The sequence below is a fragment of the Bordetella trematum genome, from assembly GCF_900078335.1.
Taxonomy (GTDB): Bacteria; Pseudomonadota; Gammaproteobacteria; order Burkholderiales; family Burkholderiaceae_B; genus Bordetella; species Bordetella trematum.
This window is the reverse complement of record NZ_FKBR01000045.1, coordinates 119,021-143,089: the sequence shown is the minus strand read 5'-3', so window position 1 is coordinate 143,089 and position 24,069 is coordinate 119,021. Positions and strand designations below refer to the sequence as shown.

At 67.0% G+C, this 24,069-nt stretch carries 27 protein-coding genes; 21 read left to right on the top strand and 6 right to left on the bottom strand.

Annotated features, from left to right (window positions below):
• Positions 1 to 56: 56 nt before the first annotated feature.
• Positions 57 to 1,343, bottom strand: a complete 1,287-nt coding sequence (locus A7V84_RS16560; RefSeq protein WP_033534841.1) for a D-amino acid dehydrogenase — start codon at positions 1,341 to 1,343, stop codon at positions 57 to 59.
• Between the two features lie 141 nt (positions 1,344 to 1,484).
• On the opposite strand from A7V84_RS16560, the gene A7V84_RS16555 reads away from it, so the two are divergent.
• From A7V84_RS16555 to A7V84_RS16520, 8 genes are all read left to right on the top strand, one after another.
• On the top strand, positions 1,485 to 1,952 hold the full coding sequence (locus A7V84_RS16555) for a winged helix-turn-helix transcriptional regulator (RefSeq protein ID WP_025514844.1): 468 nt from the start codon (positions 1,485 to 1,487) through the stop codon (positions 1,950 to 1,952).
• A 106-nt stretch (positions 1,953 to 2,058) separates the two neighbouring features.
• Positions 2,059 to 2,712 (top strand): DUF502 domain-containing protein, encoded by a 654-nt coding sequence (locus A7V84_RS16550; RefSeq protein WP_025514842.1) that lies wholly within the window; start codon positions 2,059 to 2,061, stop codon positions 2,710 to 2,712.
• 30 nt (positions 2,713 to 2,742) lie between these two features.
• Positions 2,743 to 3,879, top strand: coding sequence for a hypothetical protein (locus A7V84_RS16545; protein ID WP_025514841.1), 1,137 nt, complete (start codon positions 2,743 to 2,745; stop codon positions 3,877 to 3,879).
• A gap of 227 nt (positions 3,880 to 4,106) precedes the next feature.
• Positions 4,107 to 4,880 (top strand): DeoR/GlpR family DNA-binding transcription regulator, encoded by a 774-nt coding sequence (locus A7V84_RS16540; RefSeq protein ID WP_033534843.1) that lies wholly within the window; start codon positions 4,107 to 4,109, stop codon positions 4,878 to 4,880.
• A 38-nt stretch (positions 4,881 to 4,918) separates the two neighbouring features.
• Complete coding sequence (locus A7V84_RS16535) at positions 4,919 to 6,514, top strand: glycerol-3-phosphate dehydrogenase/oxidase (protein ID WP_033534844.1); 1,596 nt, start codon at positions 4,919 to 4,921, stop codon at positions 6,512 to 6,514.
• 60 nt (positions 6,515 to 6,574) lie between these two features.
• A complete protein-coding gene (locus A7V84_RS16530) occupies positions 6,575 to 7,063 on the top strand; it encodes a YbaK/EbsC family protein (protein WP_025514836.1) in 489 nt (162 codons plus the stop codon).
• A gap of 1 nt (position 7,064) precedes the next feature.
• Positions 7,065 to 7,850, top strand: coding sequence for an NRDE family protein (locus tag A7V84_RS16525; RefSeq protein ID WP_063492332.1), 786 nt, complete (start codon positions 7,065 to 7,067; stop codon positions 7,848 to 7,850).
• A gap of 93 nt (positions 7,851 to 7,943) precedes the next feature.
• Complete coding sequence (locus tag A7V84_RS16520; RefSeq protein ID WP_025514832.1) at positions 7,944 to 8,387, top strand: carboxypeptidase-like regulatory domain-containing protein; 444 nt, start codon at positions 7,944 to 7,946, stop codon at positions 8,385 to 8,387.
• A 13-nt stretch (positions 8,388 to 8,400) separates the two neighbouring features.
• On the opposite strand, the gene A7V84_RS16515 is transcribed toward A7V84_RS16520, so the two are convergent.
• The gene (locus A7V84_RS16515) at positions 8,401 to 8,775 is read right to left on the bottom strand and encodes an MAPEG family protein (protein WP_033534846.1); all 375 of its coding nucleotides are present in this window, start codon (positions 8,773 to 8,775) and stop codon (positions 8,401 to 8,403) included.
• Positions 8,776 to 8,853: 78 nt separating this feature from the next.
• On the opposite strand from A7V84_RS16515, the gene A7V84_RS16510 reads away from it, so the two are divergent.
• Positions 8,854 to 9,666, top strand: coding sequence for a CPBP family intramembrane glutamic endopeptidase (locus A7V84_RS16510; protein WP_063492333.1), 813 nt, complete (start codon positions 8,854 to 8,856; stop codon positions 9,664 to 9,666).
• Between the two features lie 33 nt (positions 9,667 to 9,699).
• Here A7V84_RS16510 and A7V84_RS16505 read toward each other — a convergent pair whose 3' ends face one another.
• Positions 9,700 to 10,143, bottom strand: coding sequence for a cupin domain-containing protein (locus A7V84_RS16505; RefSeq protein ID WP_025514827.1), 444 nt, complete (start codon positions 10,141 to 10,143; stop codon positions 9,700 to 9,702).
• Between the two features lie 221 nt (positions 10,144 to 10,364).
• Here A7V84_RS16505 and A7V84_RS16495 point away from each other — a divergent pair, with 221 nt between their 5' ends.
• Together A7V84_RS16495 and A7V84_RS16490 are read left to right on the top strand one after the other, a co-directional pair.
• Positions 10,365 to 11,693 (top strand): MFS transporter, encoded by a 1,329-nt coding sequence (locus tag A7V84_RS16495; protein WP_081976952.1) that lies wholly within the window; start codon positions 10,365 to 10,367, stop codon positions 11,691 to 11,693.
• A 15-nt stretch (positions 11,694 to 11,708) separates the two neighbouring features.
• Positions 11,709 to 12,902, top strand: coding sequence for an amidohydrolase family protein (locus tag A7V84_RS16490; protein WP_063492335.1), 1,194 nt, complete (start codon positions 11,709 to 11,711; stop codon positions 12,900 to 12,902).
• Here the strand turns inward: A7V84_RS16490 and A7V84_RS16485 are convergent.
• Both A7V84_RS16485 and arfB read right to left on the bottom strand, forming a co-directional pair.
• Positions 12,899 to 13,633, bottom strand: a complete 735-nt coding sequence (locus A7V84_RS16485) for a GntR family transcriptional regulator (RefSeq protein WP_025514820.1) — start codon at positions 13,631 to 13,633, stop codon at positions 12,899 to 12,901. The genes A7V84_RS16490 and A7V84_RS16485 overlap by 4 nt on opposite strands.
• A gap of 104 nt (positions 13,634 to 13,737) precedes the next feature.
• Positions 13,738 to 14,154: an alternative ribosome rescue aminoacyl-tRNA hydrolase ArfB gene (gene arfB / locus A7V84_RS16480; RefSeq protein WP_025514818.1), complete on the bottom strand. Its 417-nt coding sequence runs from the start codon at positions 14,152 to 14,154 to the stop codon at positions 13,738 to 13,740.
• A 107-nt stretch (positions 14,155 to 14,261) separates the two neighbouring features.
• On the opposite strand from arfB, the gene queE reads away from it, so the two are divergent.
• The 10 genes from queE to A7V84_RS16430 all read left to right on the top strand — a co-directional run bounded on the left by queE (position 14,262) and on the right by A7V84_RS16430 (position 23,207).
• The gene (queE, locus tag A7V84_RS16475; RefSeq protein WP_025514815.1) at positions 14,262 to 14,894 is read left to right on the top strand and encodes a 7-carboxy-7-deazaguanine synthase; all 633 of its coding nucleotides are present in this window, start codon (positions 14,262 to 14,264) and stop codon (positions 14,892 to 14,894) included.
• A 25-nt stretch (positions 14,895 to 14,919) separates the two neighbouring features.
• Positions 14,920 to 15,366, top strand: a complete 447-nt coding sequence (queD, locus tag A7V84_RS16470) for a 6-carboxytetrahydropterin synthase QueD (protein WP_025514814.1) — start codon at positions 14,920 to 14,922, stop codon at positions 15,364 to 15,366.
• Between the two features lie 112 nt (positions 15,367 to 15,478).
• Entirely contained in the window at positions 15,479 to 15,997 is a 519-nt protein-coding gene (locus A7V84_RS16465) for a MarR family winged helix-turn-helix transcriptional regulator (protein ID WP_033534848.1), read from the top strand.
• A 112-nt stretch (positions 15,998 to 16,109) separates the two neighbouring features.
• On the top strand, positions 16,110 to 17,282 hold the full coding sequence (locus A7V84_RS16460) for an MFS transporter (protein ID WP_063492336.1): 1,173 nt from the start codon (positions 16,110 to 16,112) through the stop codon (positions 17,280 to 17,282).
• 30 nt (positions 17,283 to 17,312) lie between these two features.
• Positions 17,313 to 17,993, top strand: coding sequence for a hypothetical protein (locus A7V84_RS21530; protein ID WP_197669216.1), 681 nt, complete (start codon positions 17,313 to 17,315; stop codon positions 17,991 to 17,993).
• Between the two features lie 170 nt (positions 17,994 to 18,163).
• The gene (locus A7V84_RS16450; RefSeq protein WP_025514805.1) at positions 18,164 to 18,637 is read left to right on the top strand and encodes a MarR family winged helix-turn-helix transcriptional regulator; all 474 of its coding nucleotides are present in this window, start codon (positions 18,164 to 18,166) and stop codon (positions 18,635 to 18,637) included.
• Entirely contained in the window at positions 18,634 to 20,643 is a 2,010-nt protein-coding gene (locus A7V84_RS16445; protein WP_257792241.1) for an FUSC family protein, read from the top strand. The genes A7V84_RS16450 and A7V84_RS16445 overlap by 4 nt, the downstream gene beginning before the upstream one ends.
• Complete coding sequence (locus A7V84_RS16440; protein WP_025514802.1) at positions 20,640 to 20,852, top strand: DUF1656 domain-containing protein; 213 nt, start codon at positions 20,640 to 20,642, stop codon at positions 20,850 to 20,852. The genes A7V84_RS16445 and A7V84_RS16440 overlap by 4 nt, the downstream gene beginning before the upstream one ends.
• Positions 20,853 to 20,856: 4 nt before the next feature.
• Positions 20,857 to 21,753, top strand: coding sequence for an efflux RND transporter periplasmic adaptor subunit (locus A7V84_RS16435; RefSeq protein ID WP_063492337.1), 897 nt, complete (start codon positions 20,857 to 20,859; stop codon positions 21,751 to 21,753).
• Between the two features lie 17 nt (positions 21,754 to 21,770).
• A complete protein-coding gene (locus tag A7V84_RS16430) occupies positions 21,771 to 23,207 on the top strand; it encodes an efflux transporter outer membrane subunit (RefSeq protein WP_063492632.1) in 1,437 nt (478 codons plus the stop codon).
• 9 nt (positions 23,208 to 23,216) lie between these two features.
• On the opposite strand, the gene ypfH is transcribed toward A7V84_RS16430, so the two are convergent.
• Complete coding sequence (ypfH, locus tag A7V84_RS16425; RefSeq protein WP_025514796.1) at positions 23,217 to 23,927, bottom strand: esterase; 711 nt, start codon at positions 23,925 to 23,927, stop codon at positions 23,217 to 23,219.
• Between the last annotated feature and the right edge of the window lie 142 nt (positions 23,928 to 24,069).

Here is a 24,069-nt window from a genome sequence, read left to right as displayed (position 1 = left end):
CCCCCGGGAAACAACATGGCCGGATTGTGGCACAGCCCCGGGGCGGATGCCGGGGCTCAGGCCAGGCGCATTTCAGCCCCGCCGGCACGGCGCCCGTAGCGCGACAGCGCCAGGTCGTCGGCGCGGATGGCCGGCTGCCGGCCCATGACCAGATCGGCCGTCAGCTTGCCCGAACCGCAGGCCATGGTCCATCCCAGGGTGCCGTGACCCGTATTCAGGAACAGATTGTCGTAGCGCGTGGCGCCGACGATGGGCGTGCTGTCCGGCGTCATGGGACGCAGGCCGGTCCAGAATTCGGCAGCCGCCACGTCGCCGCAGCCGGGATAGAGATCCTGCACCACCATTTCCAGCGTGGCCCGGCGCTGGGGGTTCAGACGCAGGTCGAAACCGGCCAGTTCGGCCATGCCGCCCACGCGGATGCGCTTGTCGAAACGCGTGATGGCGATCTTGTAGGTTTCGTCCAGCACGGTCGACACCGGCGAGGCCGCCGCATCGGTCATGGGCACGGTAATGGAATAGCCCTTGACCGGATAAACCGGCAGATCCAGGCCCAGCGGTGCCAGGAAATCACGCGTATAGCTGCCGAAAGCCGCCACATAGGCGTCAGCCTTGAGCACTTCGCCGCCAATCCGCACCCCGTTGATGCGGCCTTGCTCCAGCAACAGGCCATCGACCGTCTGGCCAAAGCGGAACTGCACGCCCAGGCCGGCCGACAGCTCGGCCAGCGCCTGGGTGAAGCGGCGGCAATCGCCGGTTTCATCGTTCGGCAGGCGCAGGCCGCCGCTCAGTTTGTCCAGGGAGCGCGCCAGCGCCGGCTCGGCCGAGGGCAGCCCGGCACGATCCAGCAACTCATAAGGCACGCCCACCTCTTCGAGCACCGCGATATCGCGGCGGGCGGCCTCCAGCTGGTCATCGGTTCGAAACAGCTGCAGCGTACCCTGGGTTCGCTGCTCATACTGGATGCCGGTATCGTCGCGCAGCCCGCGCAGGCAATCGCGGCTGTATTCGGCCAGGCGCAGCATGCGCTCCTTGTTGACCGCATAGCGCCCGGTGGTGCAATTGGCCAGCATCGCGGCCATCCAGCGCCATTGCCACAGGCTGCCGTCGACCCGCAGCGCCAGCGGCGCGTGCTTCTGGAACAGCCACTTCAGGGCCTTGGTCGGGATACCCGGCGCGGCCCAGGGAGTGGAATACCCCGGCGAAACCTGACCGGCATTGGCGTAACTGGTTTCGTCGGCCGGCCCGGCCTGACGATCCACCACCGTCACCTGCGCCCCCTGACGCGCCAGATAGTAGGCGGTGGTAGTGCCGATGACGCCGCTGCCCAGTACGATGATGTTCATGACTATTTCCGAGAAATTTCGTTTAACAACAATGAAAGCGTGTAGTCTATTTCCGCCAATGCAGTGAAAAACACTGAAAAAATAGATTTCACAGTAAACTTCCACTATCACTTTTTCGATTTTTGCGGCTGAATAGCAGAAATGCGCGACCTCGATCGGACGGACCGAAAAATCCTCGAAATATTGCAACGCAACGGGCGTATTTCCATCACCGAGCTGGCCGAGCAGGTCAACCTGTCGGCCACGCCCTGCTCGGAGCGCGTCAAGCGGCTGGAACGCGATGGCGTCATCGCCGGTTACCATGCCCGCCTCAATCCTGCCGCGCTGGGCAAGACATTGCTGGTTTTTCTCGAAATCCGGCTGTCGGCCAAATCGGGCGACGTCTTCGACAAGGTCAAGCAAGAGCTGATGTACGTGCCCGAAGTCATGGAATGTCACCTGATGTCGGGAGACTTCGATTACCTCGTCAAGGCACGTCTGACCGAGATGGCCGAATATCGCCGCCTGCTCGGCGACATCCTCAAACGCCTGCCGGCCTCGGCCGAGTCGCACAGCTACTTCGTGATGGAAGAAATCAAGGAAACGCTTTACCTGCCCCTGGACAGATAAAGCCCACGATCACGGAACGAATTTTCGGTACCATTGCTGCCTGGCCGGCCCGGTCTTTGGCGCCGGCCACACGGCAGCCCCTGGCCGCCCCCGGAGTTTTCCCTTCATGACCCGACGCCTCTACCGCTACTTCTTCCTGGGCCTGATCACCATCCTGCCCATCGCCCTGACGCTGTATCTGCTGTTCATTTTCCTGGCCTGGACCGAAGCCATCGCGCTGACGTTCATCCGCCCCTTCATCGGCGATTTCTACATCCCCGGCATGGGCCTGGCGCTGGGCATCCTGGCGATTCTCTCGTTGGGCTATCTGGTCTCCAAGGAGCGCGTGCAGCGGCTGCTGGTGTGGCTGGAGATCCCCTTTACCAACACGCCGGTCGTCAAAAGCATCTATTCGTCGATCAAGAGCTTTGCCGATTACTTCTCCTCTTCCAGCGGCAAGAACAAAAGCCAGCAGGTGGTGGTGCTGCGCATGCCCGGCCAGCCGCTGGAACTGGTCGGCCTGGTGACCCGGCGCGGCATGGAGGACCTGCCCAGCGGCTTCCTGCCCGGCGAACGGGTGGCGGTCTACCTGCCCATGGGCTACATGATCGGCGGCTATACCGTGTTCGTGCCTGCGGAGTGGGTCACCCCGATCAATATGTCGGTCGAGGAAGCCATGCGCTCCTCCCTGATCGCCTGGATGGCCCGCAGCGAGCAGGCCGCCTCCGCGACGCCGGCACAACCCGCGCCGCCGGCTCCGCCCGCCGACCCGGCCTCCTGAATCCGCCCACTCCGTCACAGCCAGCCTGCCATGTCCGCCTGCGCCCCCTCAGCCGCCGAAGGCGGCATCTGCATCGACACCGATCATCCCCAAGGCGCGCTCGACGATGCGCAGGCGCTGCTGCAGGCCCTCGGGGCCGCCGGCTGGGCGCAGTGCCATGCCGACAAAGCGGCCGTGCGGATCCAGGCCCGGCCCGACTTTGCCGCCCGCCACCTGGCCCAGGGCGACACGACCGGCCTGGCCGCCACACTGGAACTGGACACGGCTGCCAGCGACACTGCCCTGCAGGCCGAAATCCTGCTGGCCATGCTGGCCTGCCCGCAGGCCTTTCGGTTTCCCGACGTCGCCGAACTGCGGGCCGCGCTGCGCATCCGGCGCAACATCGTGCGGGCGGCCTATCGCAGCGAGCTGGCCTTCGACACCGAGCAGGCCGAGCGCCCGCCAGCCTACTGGACCTACGCCGAGGACACCGGCTTCACCCTGCTGCCGGGCCGCTCCCTGATAGACGCCCTGGTGCATGCCACGCAGCCGGCCGTCTCGGGCCAGCGCTACGCCTTCTCGTGCTACCGCGCCACCGAATACGTGACCGTGCTGGGCATTGCCCAGGAACTGCGCGAAAGCAATCCGGCCCTGTATGCCGGCCTCGAACGCCAGTGGGAGCGGCGCGCGGTCATGTCGGGCCGTTTTCATGAGGCCTTCCTGCGCGAATACGGGTCGCTGCAGGCCCCCTTGCCGGCGCGCTTCTATGTGCCGGGCGACCGCCTCTGGTTCCGCAATCCCGATCCGCATTCCTCCAATGTCGAGGGCTATGAAGGCTCCTGGGTGTTCTACCTGGGGTCCGGCCGCTTCAACAACTTCTGGAAAGCAGGCCAGCATTACACCCTGGCCCATAAATGCCTGGAAATTTTCCACTGGCGCGACGGCCTGAGCCACGATGCCCAGGGCAAGGCCTATATCGACGAAGAAAAGGTCGAAGCCTGCGTGGCGCGCACCCGCGCCGACCCGAGCGCCAGCGCCGAGGTGCTCCAGCGGATGCTGCGCATCCGCGATCCGCAAGGGGTGTACGCCCAGGGCGGTTGCATCGACGCCACGCGCGAATGCGCCCGCTGGGTGCTGCCCGGCCACGCCGATATCGCCCTGCCGGACTGGCCCGCCGCCACAGCCTGATCGACGCGCAACGACGCGTTTGCGACCGCCGCGCCGCGCCACGCCCGGCCGGCACGCCGGTCCTGTTCCGGATGCAGCGCAGCGTCCCGGGGCCGCTGCGATGAGCACGGCACGTCCGTCGGGTGTTCGGATTTCACCAAGAAATTCGATATATGACATGAAGCGAAAACAAAACAAAGCGCTGATAGCATTATGTACTTTCGCTTTTGTTGTTTTATGATGCGGTTATGACACTCAACCCCCGTCAAAGCGCCCTGCTCGAACTGGTCCGGTCGCAGGGTTCGGCCTCGATCGAGGAACTGGCACGCACCTTCGACGTCACCCTCCAGACGGTGCGCCGCGATGTCAATCTGCTCTCCGAGGCCGGCATGCTGTCGCGCTTTCATGGCGGCGTGCGCATCGAAGCGTCCACCATCGAGAACATCGCCTATCGTCAGCGCCAGGGCCTGCATGCCGACGGCAAGCGCCGCATCGCCGAAGCGGTCGCCGCCGCCGTTCCCGACGGCTGTTCGCTGCTGATCAATATCGGCACCACCACAGAGGCCATTGCGCGGGCGCTGCTGCGCCACCGCGGCCTGCGCGTGATCACCAACAACCTGCATGTGGCCGACATTCTGTCGGACAACCCGGACTGCGAAGTCATCGTGGCCGGAGGTGTGGTGCGTCCGCGCGACCGTGGCATCACCGGCGAGGCCACCATCGACTTCATCCGCCAATTCAAGGTCGATATCGGCCTGATCGGGATTTCCGGGATCGAGGCCGACGGCACCCTGCGCGACTTCGACTTCCGCGAAGTGCGGGTGGCGCGCTGCATCATCGAACAATCGCGCGAAGTCTGGCTGGCTGCCGACAGCAGCAAGTTCCAGCGCCAGGCCATGGTGGAACTGGCACCCATGTCGCACATCCACCGCTTTTTCACCGATGCCGAACCCCGGCCGCAGCTGAGCCAGGTGCTGCGCGATGCCGGCGTGCGCTGCGATGTTGCGCTCGGCACGCCCTGAGGGCGACCCGCCCGGCCCCCCCCTTTCCCTGCCCTGCCATGAAGCCTACCGTTCCTCCCGCCACCCGCGCCCAACTTCTGGATCGCCTGCAATCGCCTGACCCCTGGGACGTGATCGTCATCGGCGGCGGCGCCACCGGCCTGGGCACGGCGGTCGATGCCGCCGCGCGCGGCTTTCGCACCCTGCTGATCGAAGGCGAGGATTTCGCACGCGGCACCTCCAGCAAGGCGACCAAGCTGGTGCATGGCGGCGTGCGCTATCTCGCCCAGGGCAACATCAGCCTGGTGCGCGAGGCGCTGCACGAACGCGGCCTGCTGAACCAGAATGCGCCCCACCTGGCATGGCCGCTGGGCTTTGTGGTGCCCGCCTACTCCCTGCTGGATCAGCCGTTTTACGGCGCCGGGCTGAAGATGTACGACATGCTGGCCGGCAAGCTGAACCTGTCGCCCAGCCGCTGGCTGTCGCGCAACGAAACCCTGGAACATGCCGGCACGCTGGCCCCCGTGGTGCAAGGCCGTCGCCTGCGCGGCGGCGTGCTGTACTTCGACGGCCAGTTCGACGATGCGCGCCTGGCCATGGCGCTGATGCGCACGCTGTTCGACCTGGGCGGCACCGCCGTCAACTACCTGCGCGTCACGGGGCTGAGCCGCGATGCCAGCGGACGCATCACCGGCGTGCAGACCCGGGATGCCCTGGATGGCACCGAGCATGCCATCCAGGGAAAGTGCATCATCAACGCCACCGGCGTCTGGGTCGACGCCGTGCGCCGCATGGACAATGCCGACGCCGCCACCCTGGTCGCGCCCAGCCAGGGGGTGCACCTCACCCTGCCGCGCAGTTTCCTGCCCGGCTCGGATGCCGTCCTGATTCCCAAGACTGCCGACGGCCGCGTGCTGTTCATGGTGCCCTGGAACGGCCACACCATCGTCGGCACCACCGACACCCCGCGTCAGGATCTGCCCCTGGATCCGCGCCCCCAGCCCGGCGAGGTGGATTTCATCCTGGCCACCGCCGCCCGCTACCTGACCCGCAAGCCCACGCTGGACGATGTCACCAGCGTATGGGCCGGATTGCGCCCCTTGGTCAAGGCCACGGGCGAAGCCGCCACCAAATCCCTGTCGCGCGAACACACCATTCTGGTGTCGGCCAGCGGCCTGATCACGGTCACCGGCGGCAAATGGACGACCTATCGCAAGATGGCCCAGGATGTGATCGACACGGCGATCTCCAAGCAGTTGCTGCCGCAAGCCGCCTGCCGCAGCGCCGATCTGCGTCTGCACGGCGCCCCGGCGCCGGGCCACACGCTGGAGGCGCGCACCGGCACGCCGGACAGTTATTACGGCACCGACCTGGCGACCCTGCACGCCCTGCCTGGCGCCGACCGCATGCTGGTCAATGCCAGCGGCCTGAGCGAGGCCCACGTGCGCTATGCCGCCCGTTGCGAACTGGCCCGCACCGTCGAGGACGTGCTGGCGCGCCGCAACCGCGCGCTCTTTCTGGATGCCGAGGCAGCCCTGCTGGCCGCGCCGGAAGTCGCCCGCCTGCTGGCCGAAGAACTGGGCCACGACAGCGCCTGGCAGCAACGCACGCTGGAGGACTTCGCCAAGGTGGCGGCCACCTTCCGGCTGCAATGACGCCACGCGGCGTATGATGGGGGGCTTTCAGCCCCCTTTTTCTTGCCCGATTCCGCCGCCATGGATGTTTTCCAGCAACTGCAGGATCTGCTGACCGCGCAGCAGGCCGACTTCCGCCTCCTGCGTCACGAGGCTGCCGGCAAATCCGCCGAGGTCGCCGCCATACGCGGCACCGCCATCAGCCAGGGCGCCAAGGCCCTGGTCTGCCGCATCAAGGTCAGCGCCAACGTGCGCAGCCACGTGCTGGCCGTGTTCCCGGCCGACGCCCAGGCCGACCTGCAGGCCATCGCCCTTGCCGCCGGCGGCAAAAAGGCCGCGTTGGCCACCCATGACCTCGCGCGCGAACTGACCGGTTGCGAAATCGGCGCGATCCCGCCCTTCAGTTTCCATCCGGATCTGCAATTGCTGGTCGACCCGACGCTGCGCGAGCGCCACGATGAAATCGTGTTCAATGCGGGCCGCCTGGACGCCTCCATCCTGCTGCGCACCGACGACTATTTCCGCATCGCCTGCCCGCGCGTGGCGCCCATTGTGCGCGAGGCGGCCTGATATGTGTCTGGCCGTGATCGCCCTGCACCAGTTGCCCGGCATTCCGCTGCTTATCGCCTCGAACCGCGATGAGTTCCATGCCCGCCCGACCGCCCCGGCCAGCGCCTGGCCGGGCGAACCTGCGCTCTATGCAGGAAGGGATCTGCAGGCCGGCGGCACCTGGATGGGCGTGACCGACAACGGCCGCTACGCCCTGCTGACCAATTATCGCGAAGGCGGCCGGCAGATCGCCGACGCCCCGTCGCGCGGCCACCTGACCGAGGCCTTCCTGCGCAGCGACGCTTGCCCGGCTGACTATCTGGCCGACCTGGCCGCCGAAGGCGCACGCTACAACGGCTTCAATCTGATCGTGGGCGACCGCGAACAAAGCTGGTACTACAGCAACCGGGGCGGCGTTCCCCGGGCGCTGGGCCCGGGCCTGTATGGCGTTTCCAATCACCTGCTGGACACGCCCTGGCCCAAGCTCACACGCCTGAAGGCACGGGTGGCCCATGCCCTGACCCAGCCGGCCCAGCCGGATCTGGCGGCGCTGTTCGACGCGTTGCGCGACCCTCAGACCGCCCCCGACGACCTGCTGCCCCAGACGGGCGTTTCACTGGAAATGGAACGCCTGCTGAGCAGTCCTTTCATCGTCAGCCCAAACTATGGCACGCGCTGCTCCAGCGTGCTGTTCTGGCGCGATAATGGCAGCGGCGAGCTGCATGAGCGGCGCTTTGCCCCCGATGCTTCGGAGAGCGGCGCGACCCGCCTGGCGTTCTGCCCGCAGCGCAGCCCCTGCCTGAACTGAAGCACGCCGCCGGGCATGGCGCCCGGCTGTCGCCGATGCTTCGGCTCCGGCTGTGGTCTGCCGCCCATTGACCTTCGACAAGGAGTTGCTGAAATGAAGACCTTCCACGCACGCATTGCCACCGCCGCCCTGGCCGGCGCAGCCTTGCTGGCCGGCCCGGCCGTGCAGGCACAGAACAGCGAATTGCCCGTACTGCCCGACGTGCAGCAGCAAGGCGATGTACAGTTTCTCTCCGGCGGCATCGGAGCCGGGCAATCCGGCGCCTTCAAGACGGCGGCGCGCCAGTACCGGCTGATGCTGACCTTCGTGCAGCGCGGCCCCGACGGCCGGGGCGAATTCCTGGCCGACGTGCCGGTGCAGATCCGCAATGCCGCCGGCCAGACCGTGCTCGACACCGTTTCGCAGGGGCCCTATCTGCTGGCCAATCTGCCGGCCGGCACCTACACGGTCAAGGCCAGCGCCAACGGCAGCGATAAAAGCGCCCGCGTCAGCGTGGGCCGCAGCGGCACGGCCAGCGCCGTCTTCGAATGGCGCTGAAGCCGCAGGCGGCTCAGCGGCCCGCGAACAGGATCATCACGTTCAGCACGAAGGCGGTGATCCAGCACAATGAACGCAAGGTGCCGTAGCCGCCGGCATACAAGGCCAGATAAACCAGCCGCACCACGACCCAGGCGCCCATCAACACCCCCAGATGGGCGGCGGGCGCCTGGCGGTACAGTGCAAAGAGCACCGCTGCATAAAAGAACGGCAGCGCCTCGAAACTGTTGGCCTGGGCGGCATCGGCCCGCGCACGCCAGCCGCGCTGATTGCCCAGCCAGGCCCGCGGCTCGCGATTGTCAAAGCCCTTGCCGGCGATCTTGCTGGCCAGCGAAGCCACCAACGGCAACAATGCCGCCACCACCATCAACCACGCAATATGGGTCATGACGCCTCCTGCAACCGGCGATAGGCCAGTCTGCCGCCACCTTACCACCGGCGCGGCGCAAACTCACCCTGGTCCGGCATGCTGACGCCCGCTTGGCCCTGGGCGCTGCTGTTTCCGGCCTATGCCCTGCTGTGGTGGCCGCAAGCGCGAGCCTGGGCCGGCGCGCTGCTGGCCGGCGGATTGGCGGCCGCCGCCTGGGAAGGACAGCTCGATCCACTGGCAGCCCTGCCCCTGGCATTGCTGGGCCTGAGCGGCTGGCTCCTGCGGCACGAACGGCGCGCACTGGGCCATCTACTGTTTGTCGCGCTGGCAGTGGCGCTCAGCCTGCATGTCGCGCCCGGTTTTCACAATCCCCTGGTCATCGACGGCCCGCTCAAGGCCGATGCCGTCGCCTGGCGCATGTACCTGAACCTGGACAAGCCGCTGCTGGCATGGTGGGTACTCTTGGTGACGGCCCCGCCGCTGGCGCGCGGGCTGAGGTGCACCTTGCGCACGGCCCTGGCGGGCGGACTGGGCGCCAGCCTGATCTGTCTGGGCCTGGCGTGGCTGATGGGCGCGATTGCCTGGGCGCCCGGCTGGCCGTCGCACAGCCTCATCTGGTGGCTGAACAATGCCTTGCTGGTCACGCTGGCCGAAGAAGCCCTGTTTCGCGGCTATATACAGCAGCAACTCACCCCGCGCCTGGGCCCATGGCGGGCCTGCCTGATCGCAGCACTGCTTTTCGGCCTGGCGCACGCCGCCGGCGGACCGCTCATGGTCGCACTGGCGGGCCTCGCTGGCCTGGCCTACGGTTGGGCCTATCAACGCGCAGGGCTGGCCGCCGCCGTCCTGGCGCACCTGCTGCTCAATACGCTGCATTTCTGGCTGTTCACCTACCCGCTGGCGGCCTGAGCCTGCCGGCACGGCAGGCCCGGCACGGCGCGCCTAGCGTTCCAGATCCTGCTGGGTGACTTCCTTGACCTCGCCCTTGATGTTCATCCGGCCGTCATAGACCGGACGGGCGCCGGTGGTGGGCCCCTGGTACTGCACGAAAAACAGCGTGCCGCCGGTCTCGGTGGTCATGGCCTCCTCATAGTGCGGGTCGGCATGAAACACCACGGTGCCCGGCCCGTAGATATTGCCCCCCATGTTGAACTGCCCTTCGATGACGTACCAGACCTGGGCGAAGTCATGTTTGTGCAGACGAAAGCCCGCTCCCGGCTCGTAGTGCAGAAAACCCGCATTGGGCTCGGTCGGCCGTTCAGGCCGGGTATGGAACAGAAACTTCGTTTTGTTCTTGAAGCGCCCCATCTCCCATTCCATCGATTCCGGCTTGCGATATTCCGGGGCGTTGTGCTGGCTCAGATCGAGCGGCGGCTGCGTGTTCATATGCTCTCCATTTTGGACACGTTAACAATGATCTTGGATACAAAAATTAAGAAACCGCAGTGTCTCAAGGCATTATTTCGCACTCAACTAGGGGAAACCCCAGCCTTTTCAGCGTTTTTTCTCGTAGATTTCTCCAGATCTGGAATACATAATGCAGTTTCTTGGATACAAGAATTAGCATAAAAACCAGCAAGCCATTCCGGCCGGAGACAAGCAAGACCATGAACACCTCCCAACCCGCAGCGGTCAGCGCCACTGCCGCCTCCTCGTCCTCCCGCAACGCGCCACCCAGCAACGACCCTCGCGTGGTCGGTCTGGCCAGCATGATCGGGACCTCCATCGAGTGGTACGACTACTTCCTCTATGGCACAGCGGCCGCACTGATCTTCAACAAGATTTTCTTCCCCGCCTTCGATCCCCTGACGGGCACGCTGGCTGCCTTCGCCACCTATGCGGTGGGTTTCTTCGCCCGGCCCTTTGGCGGGCTGATCTTCGGCCACTTCGGCGACAAGATCGGGCGCAAGAAGATGCTGCTGCTGAGCCTGATTCTGATGGGCGTGCCAACCATCCTGATCGGCCTGATTCCCAGTTATGAGCAGATCGGCTACTGGGCCGCGGTGCTGCTGGTGCTGATGCGCATCATCCAGGGCATTGCCGTGGGCGGCGAATGGGGCGGCGCGGTGCTGATGGCCGTCGAACATGCGCCCAAAGGCAAGAAAGGTTTCTTCGGCAGCCTGCCGCAGGCGGGCATGGCGCCTGGTCTGGTGGTGTCCTCCCTGGCCATGGCCGCCGTGGCGCGCCTGCCCGAAGAGGACATGTTGTCCTGGGGATGGCGCATTCCGTTCCTGGCCAGCGTGGTGTTGCTGGTGGTGGGCTATTTCATCCGGGTGCGGGTGCATGAGTCGCCCGATTTCGAACACATGAAGGCACACGGCAAGGAAGTGGCCGTGCCGGCCGCCGAGGTGCTGCGCCACCATCGCCGCCCGCTGCTCACCGTGATCGGCGCCCGTTTTGCCGAAGTGACCTGGTTCTACACCGTGGCCACGTTCTCCCTGACCTATGCCACCACCTCTCTGGGCCTGGAAAAGGCCGTGATCCTGGAAGCGGTGATCGTGGGCGCGGGCGTGGCCTTTTTCACGATCCCGCTGGTGGGCATGCTGGCAGACCGGGTGGGCCAACGCCGCATCTTCATGCTGGGGGGCTTGTTGCTGGGCCTGTACAGCCCTCTGTATTTCGCCTTGCTGGATAGCCGCGATGCAGCCCTGATCGCGCTGGCGGTGACGATCGCCATCGCCGGCGTGCAGGCCTTGCTGTATTCGCCCGAAGCCGGGCTATTCTCGGCACAGTTCCCGCCCGAAGTGCGCTACAGCGGGATCTCGCTGGGAGTGCAGGTCTCGGGCGCCATCGGCGGCGGCATCGCCCCGGTCATGGCCATCTACCTGCTGGATCTGGGCGGTGGGAAGCCGACCTATGTGATCGCCTATCTGATTGCGCTGGGCGTGGTCGCGCTGGGTTCGGCCATGGCGATGCGCTCACCCTATCAACACTGAAACGACGGAGCTCCCATGCACCCCACTGCCCCCACCGCGCCGGCCGGAAAACTGGTCATCCGCAACATCGGCCTGCTGCTCTCCGGCGATCTGGCCCAGCCCATCCTGGACGCCGACACCATCGTCTGCCAGGATGGACTGATCCAGGCCGTCGGCCTGGAGCGCGACCTGGACACCAGCCAGGCCGATCTGCACATCGACGCGCAAGGCTGCTGCCTGTCGCCGGGCCTGATCGACGGCCACGTCCACCCCGTCTTCGGCGACTGGACGCCACGCCAGAACCAACTCGGCTGGATCGACTCGTTCATGAACGGCGGCGTCACTTCCATGGTATCGGCCGGTGAAGTCCACCTGCCGGGCCGCCCGCGCGACATCCTGGGGCTCAAGGCCCTGGCCATCACGGCGCAACGCTGCTACGAAGCATTTCGTCCCGGTGGCGTAAAGGTGATCGCCGGCGCGCCGGTCATCGAACAAGGCATGCGGGAACAGGACTTCGCCGAACTGGCCGCCGCCGGCATCAAGACCCTGGGCGAGATCGGCCTGGGCACGGTCAAGGACGGCAGCACCGCCCGCCAGATGGTCGACTGGGCACGCAAGCACGGCATCCAGTCGACCATTCATACCGGCGGGCCTTCGACACCCGGCTCCAGCTATGTGGACGCCGACATGATCCTGGAAACCGATCCGGACATCATCGGCCACATCAACGGCGGACACACCTCGCTGCCCATCAACCAGATCCGCTGCCTGTGCGAAGGCTGCGACCGCGCCATCGAAATCGTGCACAACGGCAACGAGTTCTCGGCGCTGTTCGCCGCGCGCACCGCGCGCGAACGCAATGAACTGCACCGGGTCACCCTGGGCACCGACTCGCCGGCCGGTTCCGGCGTGCAGCCGACCGGGATTCTGCGCCTGATCGCGCTGCTCAGCAGCGTGGGCGGCATCCCGGCCGAACAGGCCATCTGTTTTGCGACCGGCAACACGGCAAGGATCCGCGAACTGAATTGCGGCCTGATCGAGCCGGGCCGCAGCGCCGATTTCGTGCTGATGGACACCGCTCAGCACTCCGATGGCCAGACGCTGCTGGAGAGCCTGGGCAAAGGCGACATCCCGGGCATCGGGATGGTCATCATCGATGGTCTGATCCGCTGCCACCGTTCGCGCAACACCCCCCCGGCCAGCCGCGTGCCGCAGGTGCTGGCGGCTTAAGCAGCCGGTCCGGCTTCGGCGTGGGTGCTCAGCCACGCCACCACGAACTCTCCCGATTCGAGAATGTGACGCCGCATGGCCGCCCGCGCGGCCTGCGGATCACGCTGGCTGAGCGCCTTCAGGATTTCCATGTGGTGGGCGATGGTCTGCTCCATCCGGTGGCGATACATCCCCATCGCGGTGGTCGCCAGGATGTTGCGCGTATAACCCAGATGCAGCTCGCGGATAATGCGCTGCAGGCAGGCGTTGTGCGAGGCATCGTAGATCAGGGCATGGAATTCGCCGTTGCTCTGTATCCACTGATTGAGCGCCTGGGCGGCTGCCGCTTCGTCGGCGGGCTGACCGGCAGCCATGGCGATATTGTTCAGGCTCAGCACCGCGGCATGGAAGCGTTCGTGGATCTCGCGCAGCTGTTGCAGCTGCGCATCCGTGATCCAGGTCGCGGCCAGCTCGGCTGCCAGGCCCTCGACTTCGCTGCGCACCTGATAGTTCTCGCGCACATCCCGGATGGACGGCGCGCACACCACCGCCCCCAGACGCTTGCGCTGCACCACCAGGCCCTTGGCCTCCAGTTGGGACAGGGCTTCGCGCACCGGCGTGCGGCTGACGCCGAACTCGGCCGCCAGCGCCTCCTGGCGCAGCCGGCTGTTGGGAGGATAGCGTCCGTTGAGTATGCCTTCGGAGATCTGGCTGGCCAGTTCCGTCACCAACTTTGCATCATTGCTTCGCATCTACCGCCCGCGCTCCTTTTACGAGAACCGCCCAGATTGAATCCAATATCAGCGACATTGTATCCACCAAGATGAAGCCGACTCAAACCGCACTGATGATGCGCTTATTCGTCTCCCACCCGCCCACGCAGTCGCTTGATATCGCCGCGCTGCAGCTTGCCTTGCACACGACGCCGCTGCGAGGCCCGTGTCGGTTTGGTAGCGCGCCGCGGGGTTTCCTTGACCAGACACTGGCGCAATAACGCCAGCAGGCGCTCGATGGCTTCGGCGCGGTTTTTCTCCAGGCTGCGGAAGGTCTGCGCCTTGATGATGATGACGCCCTCCTTGGAGATACGGCGATCCGCAAAGGCCAGGATCGCCGCCTGCACGTCGGCGGGCAGCCGCGAAGCCCGCAGATCGAAACGCAGATGCACGGCGCTGGAAACTTTGTTGACGTGCTGGCCGCCCGCACCCTGGGCGCGGATCATGCCGATCTCCAGTTCGCTCTCGTCCAGATAAAGATCATCTTGAATGTGCCACATAGCCGCGCAGTCTACGCCAAAGGCGAGCTGCCGGGGTCCGGCCGCAACGCCATCCGGCAGAGGCTAAAATGCCGGGTTTGCATTTGTCCGCGGTGCTGCGGCCAGCCATGACCTACTCCGCCAAAGAAATCTTCAAGACCCTGCAGGGCGAAGGCGCCCAGGCCGGGCGCGCAGCCGTTTTCTGCCGTTTTTCCGGTTGCAACCTCTGGAGCGGGCGCGAAAGCGACCGCGCCCAGGCAGCCTGTACCTTTTGCGATACCGACTTCATCGGCACCGACGGCCCGGGCGGAGGCAAGTTCCGCGACGCCCAGGCGCTGGCCGACACCCTGGCGCGCACCTGGGGAGACGAGCGCGCGGGCCGCTACGTGGTGTTCACCGGCGGCGAGCCGCTGCTGCAGCTGGACGACGCCCTCATTGCCGCGGTGCGTGCGCAGGGTTTCACCATCGCACTTGAAACCAACGGCACCCTGCCGGTGCCGGCCGGCGTGGACTGGATCTGCGTCAGTCCCAAGGGCAGCGCCCGTATCGTGCAGACGCATGGCCAGGAATTGAAACTGGTCTATCCGCAGGCCGAGGCGCCACCGCAGGCGTTTGCCGGGCTGGATTTCGAGCACTTCTTTCTGCAGCCCATGGATAATGCGCAGCGCCTGGCCAATACCGAGGCCGCCGTGAACTACTGCATGGCTCATCCGCAATGGCGCCTGAGCCTGCAGACCCATAAATACATAGGCATTCCATGATGATTTTCCTGCGCCGGGAGGCCCGGTGATTTCCGTAACCCGCAAGCTGGAGTTCGACGCCGGCCACCGCATCCCCGATCACCGCAGCCAGTGCCGCAACCTGCACGGCCACCGCTATGTGCTGGAAATCACGCTCAGCGGCGAAGTCGTGCAGACGCCGGGGCAATCCGACACCGGCATGGTGATGGACTTCTCGGAGATCAAGCATATCGCCAAGACCCATGTGGTCGACGTCTGGGATCATGCCTTTCTGGTCTACGAAGGGGATGCGGCCGTGCGCGATTTCCTGGCCACCCTCCCCGGCCACAAGACCGTGGTGCTGGACCGCATTCCCACAGCCGAGAATCTGGCGGCCATCATCTTCGCGCGGCTCGCGCCCGAATATCAGGGCGCTTATGGCGGCCAATTGCGCCTGAGCCGCGTGCGCCTGTACGAAACGCCCAATTGCTGGGCCGATTGCCACGGCGACTGACGCCCCCCCGGCCGGGCAGGCTTCCCCTGCCGCAAGCCGCAACGCCCGCGTCGGCGGCTTGACAATATATATGTAGCTGGCTACATTTATTGCCAAAGGAGCTCCCCCGGCGATGTTCGAACTCAAAGACCTTCCCAGTTATGACACCCTGGAACGCTTCGGGGCCGACTATGGCAACCCCGATGTCCAGGGCCTGCAGACCTGGCTGATCTGGGCATCGGCCACCCAGGAAATGCTCTCGGCCTTCGAGGCCAACCTGGCCCGTTTCGGGGGGCTGTCTCAGACCCAGTTTTTCGTGCTGCTGCTGCTCAAGCGCAACCCCGGGGGCCTGAGCGTTGGCCGCCTGGCCGAAGGCGTGTCCGTTACCTCGCAGACCATGACCCGGGTCATCGACCGCATGGTGGGCGCCGGCCTGTGCAGCCGCGATGTCGATCCCCTGGATGCGCGCGCCCGGCTGGTGCGCCTGGCCCCGCAAGGCGACGCGGCACTGGCGCAGGCCCTGCCCGGCCACTATGCCTGGGTGGCCCGCCTGATGGGGCATTTCGACGCCGACGAGCGCCAGGTGCTCACCCGGCTCATGCGCAAACTGGGCCAACCCGGGGTGCTGGCCGCCCCGGCGGAAACGCCCTGATTTTTTTGCCAATTATGTAGCCAACTACAGTTCTCGCTTCCATCGGACCGTTGGCGATGGTTTTCGCCGCTCATTTATGTAGCTAGCTGTCTATTTATCAAGGATTTCTGGCATGTCATCTCTTCCTTCGCCCGGCCCCGGACTGCGCGCCTTGCTGGTGCTGTGCGCGCTGGCAGTGGTTTCGCTGCTTTACCTGCCGTTGCCCGTGCTGCCGCAACTGGCGCAAGCCTACGGCCTGTCGCCCGCCTCGGCGGCCGCTTCGGTCAGCGCTTTCGGCTTGGCTTATGCGGCCGGCTTTCTGCTGTTCGGCCCGCTGTCCGATCGCCTGGGTCGGCGCCCCCTGATGGCCGCGGCACTGGTGGCGCTGAGCCTGCTGACAGCCGCGCTCAGCTGGGCGCCCTCTGGCACGTGGCTGCTGGGACTGCGCGCCGCCCAGGGCCTGACGGCGGCGGCCTTTCCCCCTACCGTGATTGCCTATCTGTCCGAGCGCGGCACGCCCCGTCAACGGGTCTGGGGTGTGGCCTGGCTCAGCACGGCCTTTCTGTCGGCCGGGCTGGCCGGACAGATCTATGGCGTAGCGATGGCCGAGAACGCGCGCCTGAAGCAGGCCTGGCTGCCGCTGGCCCTCCTTTTCGCCCTGACCGCCTGGCGACTGCGGGTCGCAAGCGCCGACCCCGCACGCGGCATCCCCGCCAGCCCTTGGCATGGTGCCTGGCGCGCGCTCGGCGCACGACTGGCCTGCCCGGCGCTACGGCGCGTCTACGGGCCGGCATCCGTGCTGTTGCTCTGTTTTGTGGCCTTTTACCTGGGCCTGGACGGCCACGCCGGCGCCCTGTTGCACACCCACGGCCTCACACCGTTGATGACCCGCGCCCTGGCCTGGCCCGCCTTGCTCACCCCGCTGGTGGTGGCGGCCGTGCTGCCGCGCTGGGGTGCGCAACGGCTGGTGACCGCCGGCCTGCTGCTGGCGACGGCGGGGCTGGCCGCCTGCGCCGCCGCCGTCGCGGGCCACCCCTATGCCTTGCTGGCCGCCAGCCTGGTGTTCGTGGCCGGCATCGGTGTCAGCGTACCCAGCCTGATCGCCCGCATCGCCGGCCTGACCGCCCCGGAAGGCCGCGGGCTGGCCCTGGCGTTCTATACCTTCGTGCTGTTCGTCGGCGCCAGCCTCGGCCCCTGGGTGGCGCACCTGACGGCGTCCTGGACGGCCGCTCAGGCCTTTCTGCTGCTGGCCTTGCTGACGATGGCCGCCGCCCTCTATGCCGCAAGCGGGCGCACGCCAGCCTGACCCCATCCTTTGCCTGATACGGGAGATCCCATGAAAGCCCTGCGCCTGACCCTGATGTTCCACCTTTTGTCCCTTGCGGTGACGACCTTGCCGGTCGCTGCCGCGCCTGCCCCCTGCGAGCCCGCCATGACCCTGAATCTGCCCACCCCCGCCCTTGCCCACCTCCCCCTCTCCGACTATCAGGAAGTGTCCCGCCGCCGGGTTGACGTCGATGGCGAGCCCGCCGAACTGCGGCGCCATGAACGCCGCGACGGCCGCAACGCCGGCCTGCACGGTGAACACCTGAGCACCGTGGTGGCCCCCGACGGCACCCTGAAGGGCTTTGTCCACCTTTCGCTGACCCGGGCCGGCCAGCCTCTGCCCAGCCGTGCGCGCACCGAAACCATCGCGCGTGATTTCCTGCAGCGCCAGGCCCCCGACCTGCTGCCCGGCATGGAAATCAGCTGGATCGAGCCGCATGACGAAACCCTCCGCATCCAACGCGAGGGGCGCAACCAGGCCGTCGTACTCACCGGCATGAAGCTCAAGGCGCGCAATATGGCCGACGGCCGATGGTTCTGGGTGATCGTCGGCGGCGATGAACAGGTCATGATCTTCGAGCGCGATATCGTCTGGATTACCTTCCCTGGCCACCGGCAGACAGAAAAATGGCTGCACGACAGCTGGCTTGAACGCAACGGCGCCGACTGCGCCCAGCCCACGGCCCCCTGACCCTGCCCCTTCCGTGACGCTGCCGCCAGCCCTCGCCCTGGCAGCAGCGTCATGCCCGCCTTGCCATGCGCGGGATGATCCTCAGCCCCCTCACCGATTGGGATAATCCATCGCAATTATTGCTACATCCTATTTATTAGCCTCCTACTTAATAGGATACAATGCAGCTCATGAAACCTCCTTCAGACTCCCAGCTCCTGGCCATGACGGCCAACCTCATGGTGCTGTCGCGCGCCTATCGTGGCGCCGCCGACAAGGCCCTGGCCGATTTCGGCCTCTCGCAGGCCACCGCCTGGCCCGTCATCCTGACCGGCCGCCTCGGCGATGGCGTGCGCCAGGGCGCACTGGCCGAAGCCCTGGGGGTGGAAGGCCCCTCCCTGGTGCGAGTGCTGGATCAACTCGTGAGCGCCGGCCTGCTGGAACGCCGTGAAGACGCCCAGGACCGCAGGGCCCGCACCATCCACCTGACGCCGGCCGGCCAGGCCCTGCGCGAACGGGTCGAGAGCGTGCTGGTGCAGTTGCGCCGTCAGCTTTTCCAGGATGTCTCCGAAGCCGATCTGGACATCTGCCTGCGCACCTTCGAGCAGCTGAAGCACGCCCTGGGACGCACCTCGGCGGCCAGCCTCAAGGATCTGCAATCGTGAAAGCCTCGCAGGCCCTCTTCTCGCTCAAGTGCTTCACGGGCGCGATGGCGGCACTGTATCTGTCGTATCGCATGGGCCTGCCACGTCCCTTCTGGGCCATGACCACGGCCTATATCGTGTCCCAGCCCTGGTCCGGCGCCGTGCGATCCAAGGCGGTCTACCGGCTGGGCGGCACCCTGTTCGGCTCGGCCATGATGGTCTATGCCCTGCCGCGCCTGGCCAACGCCCCGGCGCTCATGCTGCTGGCCATCGCGGCCTGGGTCGCCGGCTGTCTTTATCTGGCGGTGCTGGATCGCACGCCGCGCTCCTATCTCTTCATGCTGGCCGGCTATACCGCGGCCATGATCGGCCTGCCAACGGTCACCCAGCCCGGCGACGTCTTCGACACCGCCCTGGCGCGGGTGGAAGAGATCAGCCTGGGCATTGTCTGCGCCACCCTGGTCCACAGCCTGGTGCTGCCACAGGGTATCGCCGGACCCTTGCTGGGTCGCCTGGATGCCACCCTGCGCGATGCGCGCCAATGGGTGCTGGACATCATCAAGCCGGGCCGCGGCGCCAAAGGCGCCCAGGACCGCCGCAGCCTGGCCAACGACATCACGCAGCTGCGCCTGCTGGCCACCCATGTCCCGTTCGACACCGGCAACATCCGCTGGACCGCCGACGCGCTGCGCGCCATGCAGGATCACATCACCGCCCTCACGCCGCTGGTGTCGGCCGTGGAGGACCGGCTGCGCGCCTGGCAGGCCGAAGGACAGGCCCTGCCCGCGCCGCTGGCCGCGGTCATGGACGACATCGCCGCCTGGATGGCCGACGGGCCGCGCGCCAGCCGCAGTCAGGCCACCCCGTTGTGCGAGCGTCTCAATGCCTTGTGCACGAGCTTTGCGCCGGACTGGCGCGGCGCCCTGCTCACCAGCCTGGCGGTGCGCCTGCGCGAACTCGTGCAAGGCTATGCTGCCTGCCTGGCGTTGCGCGCCAATATCGGCCGCGGCCTGAACGGTCTGCCGGCCGCCCCGGTCAAGCGCCTGACCCGGGGCCCGGCGCTGCATCGCGACCACGGTCTGGCGCTGCGTTCGGCGCTGGCCGCAGCGCTGGCCATCCTGGTGTGCGGCGCCTTCTGGATCGGCACGGCCTGGAGCAATGGCGCCGTCGCCACGCTGATGGCCGCGATTTTCAGCAGCTTTTTCGCCGCTCAGGACGATCCGGTGCCAGGCATCATGCAGTTTCTGGTCTACAGCATCTATTCCACTCCGCTGTCGGCGCTGTATCTGCTGGGCGTGATGCCGGCGGTGCACTCTTTCGAGATGCTCGCGCTGGCGCTGTTCCCGGTCGCCTTCATTACCGGGCTGTACCTGACCAACCCGGCCACCACGGGCAAGGCCATGGCGGTGTTCTTCGGCCTGAGCGGCACGCTGGCGCTGCACGACACGCATACGGCGGACCTGGTGTCATTCGTGGACACCACACTGGCGCAATGCATCGGCGTGGCGCTGGCGGCCATCATCGCGGCCATTTTCCGCTCCGTCAGCGTCGACTGGAGCGCGCAACGCCTGCAACGCGCCAACTGGCGCGACCTGGCGCGGCTGGCCGACGATCCGCGCCGCGCCCGCAGCCCCTCGGTCGACGCCCGCCTGCTCGATCGCATCGGTCTGCTGCAACCACGCCTGGCCATCAGCCGCCATGCGCACGACAACCTCGCCGACGACGCGCTGCAGGACCTGCGCGTGGGCCGGGATATCGCCGAACTGCAGCAGGCCAGCCGCGACCTGCCCTACGCCGGCATCATCCTGCCGCCGGTGCTGCAAGGGCTGGCCGAGCTGTTCCGCCAACGCCTGGAGCAGCCCCGCGCCACGCAATCGGCAGCCCTGCTGACCCACATCGACCGGGCCTTGCAGACACTCTGGCGACAGGCACGCAGCGCCCCCGCCGAACGCGCCCTGGTGGCCCTGGTCGGCATCCGGCGCTCGCTCTACCCGGACGCGGCCGCGCCGCGCAAGGTGCACGCATGATCGGTGAGTTCAATTTCTACGGGGTCTATTTTCCATGGCTGCTGGTGCTGGCCCTGCCGGCGCTGGCCCTGGGCTGGCTGTTGCGCCGCGTGCTGGCGCGCGCCGGCTTCTACCGCCTGGTGTGGCATCCGGCCTTGTTCGATGCCGCCGTAGCCGTGGTGCTGCTGTACGGCGTGTCGCTGATTTCCCCTTATGTTTTACCGAGATAGCAGTATGAAACTCCCCAAAGCGCTTGCTGCGGCCGCGCTTGGCCGCTTCGCCATCACGGCTTTCGCCGTGCTGGCCGCCCTGTTTGCCGGCTGGCAGCTCTGGGTGCATTACGAAGTCGAACCCTGGACCCGCGATGGCCGCGTCAAAGCCTATGTGGTCCAGGTTGCGCCCGATGTCTCCGGCCTGGTGAGCGCAGTGCCGGTGCACGACAACCAGGACGTAAAGGCCGGCGACATTCTGTTCGAGATCGATCGCGCGCGCTTCGAACTGGCGCTTGCCCAGGCCGATGCCGCCGTGCGCGCCGAACGGGTTGCGCGCGACCAGGCCCGGCGCGATCTCAAACGCAATCGCGCGCTGGGCCAGCTGGTGGCCGCCGAGGCCGTCGAGCAAAGCCAGGCCCGCCTGCAGCAGCATGAGGCCGCGCTGGCGCAGGCCCAGGTGCAGGCGCAGGCCGCCCGCCTGGACCTGCAGCGCAGCCAGGTACGCGCCACCGCCGATGGCCGCATCACCAATCTGGATCTGCGCCAGGGTGCCTATGCGCGCGCCGGCCAGCCGGTCATGGCCCTGGTGGATGCCGGATCGTTCTATATCGAAGGCTATTTCGAGGAAACCAAGCTGCCCGCCATCCAGGAAGGCGATCCGGTGCGCATCATGCTCATGGGCGATGATCGTCCCATCGAGGGCCATGTGGAGAGCATTGCCCTGGGCATCGCCGATCGCGACCGCCAGACCGGCGCCAATCTGTTGCCCGACGTCAACCCGACCTTCAATTGGGTCCGGCTGGCGCAGCGCATCCCGGTGCGGGTACGCATCGACCACGTGCCATCGGGGCTGCGTCTGGTGGCCGGCCAGACGGCCACCGTGGCGATCGAGCCGGGCCCGGGCGCGCACGCCTCTTGATCGCGCAGGCCATCATCATGCCCACACGCAACCCTTCCTGCCTCCTTGCCGTCTTGCTGCTGGCGGGCTGCGCCACGGTCGGCCCGGACTATCACGTCCCGGCCGATGCCGCGGCCGGGCGGCCCGCCGCCCAAGCCTCCTTTACCGAAGCCCGCCAGGGTCCTTACGGGCAGCAGGCCCTGCCGCCGCACTGGTGGCGCCTGTATGACGACCCCAGCCTCGACCGCCTGATCCAGGACGCCCTGCAGGCCAACACCGATCTGCGCCAGGCGGCCGCCAATCTGGCGCGCGCGCAAGCCGGCGTGCAGGCCGCGCAAGGCGCGGGCCGGCCCGGCGTGTCCGTTCAGGCCCAGCCTTCGCTGGGGCACGAGTCCGGCATCCAGGCCGGCCAACCCGGGCAGCAGCCGGCCGACCGGGCGCACTATTCGGGTGGCGTGAGCGTTTCCTATCAGGTGGATCTGTTCGGCCAGATCCGGCGCGCCGTCGAAGCCGCCCAGGGCGATGCGCAGGCAGCCCAGGCGACCTACGATGCCGCCCGCGTGACCGTCGCGGCCGAAACGGCGCGTGCCTATGCCGACCTGTGCGCCGCCGGCATGCAGTGGGCTTCGGCACGCCAATCGGTGCAATGGCAGCAGGCCTCGCTCAAGGCGGTGCGGCAGTTGCAGCGCGCCGGGCGCGGCACAGCGCTGGATGTCGAACGCGCGCAGACCCAGCTGCAACAATTGCAGGCGGCGCTACCGCCCTTCGAGGCCCAGCGGCGCACCGCCTTCTACCGCCTGGCGGCCTTGACCGGCCGCGCGCCCGCCGAATTGCCGCCGGCTCTGCTGCAATGCGCGCAGCCGCCCCGGCTGACGCAGACCATCCCGGTCGGCGACGGCGCCGCACTCCTGCGCCGCCGTCCCGACATCCGCCAGGCCGAACGGGAACTGGCGGCCGCCAGCGCCCGTATCGGCGTCGCCACGGGCGATCTCTACCCCCGGATCACGCTGGGCCTGTCGGCAGCTTCGGCTGGGCCTGCCTCTATGCTGGGCCAATCCGGCACCCTGGCCTGGAGCCTGGGGCCGCTGATCCACTGGACCCTGCCCAACACCGGCATCGCCCAGGCCAGGATCGCGCAGGCCGAAGCCGCCAGCCAGCAGGCGGCCGCACATTTCGACGGCGTGGTGCTCAATGCCCTGCGAGAAACCGAGAGCGCCCTGGTCACCTATGCGCGCCAGCTGGACCGCCACCAGGCCTTGCTGGCCGCGCAGACCCACAGCGCGCAAGCGGCCAGGCAGGCGCGCGAACTGTTCCGTCTCGGTAAAAGCGATTATCTGGGCGTGCTGGATGCCGAACGGACTCAGGCCGAGACGGCCAGCGCGCTGGCGGCCTCCCAGGCCAGCCTGGCGCGCGACCAGATCGCGCTCTTTCTGGCGCTGGGCGGCGGCTGGCAGGCCGACACGCCCGCTCCCTGAACCGCCGGTTCAGTGCGTGGTGGGCGTACCCTGCTGCGCCTGCGCCTGGCGCATGGCCTCTTCCCAGGCGCGCTTGGGCACATGGGATTGGAGCCGCTGCAACGCAACGCGCACCAGGGCCGGGTGCAGCTCATGCCCTACCGTGCTGGCGATGTCGATGGTGGCATCTCCCTGCAGTTCGGCCAGGCGGGCGTAGCCGGCCTTGGCCTGGGCGACCGGCACGATCGCATCGTCTTCGCCATGCAGCAGGTGAATGGTGGAATACAGCGGGGGCACCTTGGGCGCCTGCGCATAGCGGCCGGAAAAGGCCAGCACCCGGCCGGCCAGCCCGTCGTGGGCCTGAACGGCTTCCAAGGCCATGATGGCGCCCTGCCCGAAGCCGGCCAGCGCGGTATCCGGCGGCAGCAACCCCAGGTCATGCTGACGCGCCTGGATATAAGCAAGCAACTGCGGCATCGCCTCGGCCACCCGGGCAATCCGCCTGTCCTCGCTCAAGCCTTCGGTCAGGAACCAATTGCGGGTCGCGCTGGCGCCTTCGGAAGGCTGCGGCGCGGCCGGAATCAGCACGGCGGCGGCGGGAAAGGCCTGGCGGATGGCCTGGGCCAGCGCCTCCATATCGGCGGGCCCACCGGCGGCATCGTGCAACAGGATGAACAGTTGCCGCGGCTTGACCTGCGGCTCGGGCAAAAGTTCGATGACGGTCATGAGGGGTGCATTCATAGGGCGTGAATCCAAGATGCCGGCGAGCTCCGGCCTGATGCCGTCATTCTATCGTTCACGCCCGCCGCCCGCATGCCGGCCCGCAGCGGCGCCTTCCAGCACTGCGCCCATCTTGATGAACCGCTCCCATGACGCGGCTGGC